A 1,633-nucleotide genomic window follows, 5' to 3' on the forward strand; every position below is an offset into this window, starting at 1 on the left:
TAACCAAATCAGCTCTGGCTACCGCAGTGGCCTTATTATCCGCCAATGCCAGCGCCGCCGGCTATCAGATTGGTGAGCACTCCGCTTCCGGTCTGGGTCGTGCTTTCGCCGGTGAAGGTGCCGTGGCCGACAACGCCGCCGTCGTGATCCGCAACCCAGCCGCCATGATGATGTTCGATGCGCCGTCTATCTCTGGTGGTTTAACCTATATCGATCCAGCAGTAGACGTTAACGGCACTACTGGCGGCCCACTAAAAATTCCAGCCAATGCCAGTGATATCGCACCATCAGCGGTCGTGCCGTTTGGCGCGGTTATTTATCCAATAAATGAACAATGGGCTCTGGGTGGTGCACTGTTCTCGAACTACGGCTTAGCTACTGACTTCCCAACGGATTTCAGTGCCGGCTTCTTAGGCGGTAAAACCGATCTGATGACCGTTAACGCTAACTTAAGTGCGGCCTATCGTGTTAATCAACAGTTCAGTTTAGGTTTAGGTTTAAACGCGGTATATGCGGATGCAGAATTGGTTCGTCACGCCGGTGTTTTGACTCAGGTCCCTGCATTACCTGGCGCTAATGGCCCTCAGAAAAACCCTCTGTATAAAGCTCCAGCATCAACTGAAATTGCCTACTTGAAGGGTGACACTTGGGCGTTTGGCTGGAACATCGGAGCGATGTGGGAAATCAACGAAGCTAACCGTCTAGCACTGACCTATCGTTCTAAAGTCAAATTAGACTTTGATGGTGATTTCCGTGGTGTAACAAGCCAAACCGTTCCTGCCAATCTGAAAGTGGATTTGCCTGATATCTGGGAAATTTCGGGCTACAGCCGTCTGAATCAACAGTTTGCTCTGAGCTACGGTATCATGCGTACCGGCTGGGATTCGTTCAAAGAGTTAAAAGCAACCAGCAGCCAGTGTAAAGATAGCGTATGCTTGCAGAAAGACGAAAACTTTGAAACCGCTTACCGTTATGCACTGGGTGGTACTTACTACTACAGCCCAGAGTGGACTTTCCGTGCGGGTTTCGCCTATGACCAGAAAGCGTCAAGCAAGCACCCATCAATCTCTATCCCGGATCAAGATCGTGTATGGTATACCTTGGGTACCACTTATGCGTTCGATAAGAACCTGAGCGTTGATGCTGGCTTTGCGTATCTGAATGGCCGTGGGGCTAACTTTAAAGAAGATTTTGGACCAGTATCTTCCCAATTTGAATCTAAGGGTGATGCGTACCTGTACAGCGTGGGTCTGAACTACACCTTCTAATATCGCGTATCAGATACATCCCTCCATTCTCGGGGATGTTTTCTGAATGCTAAAAAGCCGGTCATCATGACCGGCTTTTTTGTACCTGCTACTCCTGCTTAACATTACTATCAACTCATCGTAATGGCGCACAGCGGCAGCAAAATATTCCCATTCATTTTGATCTATCGATAGCTTATTGAGCGAACTAAAATACCTCAGCGATTCTATGAATCGACATGTGATGAGCATCATCGCGCTTAAAAACCGCTTTAAAATCAATCAATTTCAGCGTACACCGTGAAAAACAGCTGTACGCTGAAATTCAATTTGAGCGTACAAGCATTCGCTGAGATTCGATATAAAACTTCATTTAATTAATAAAT

General features: G+C 47.4%; 1 protein-coding gene. It reads left to right on the forward strand.

Features of this window, described 5'->3' with window-relative positions:
• A partial coding sequence (locus ACRC27_RS01710) for an outer membrane protein transport protein (RefSeq protein ID WP_438639030.1) occupies positions 1–1,268 on the forward strand: 1,268 nt, incomplete at its 5' end.
• Between the last annotated feature and the right edge of the window lie 365 nt (positions 1,269–1,633).

This window comes from Plesiomonas sp. (assembly GCF_051650925.1).
In the GTDB taxonomy this organism is placed as follows: domain Bacteria; phylum Pseudomonadota; class Gammaproteobacteria; order Enterobacterales; family CAMTGL01; genus Plesiomonas.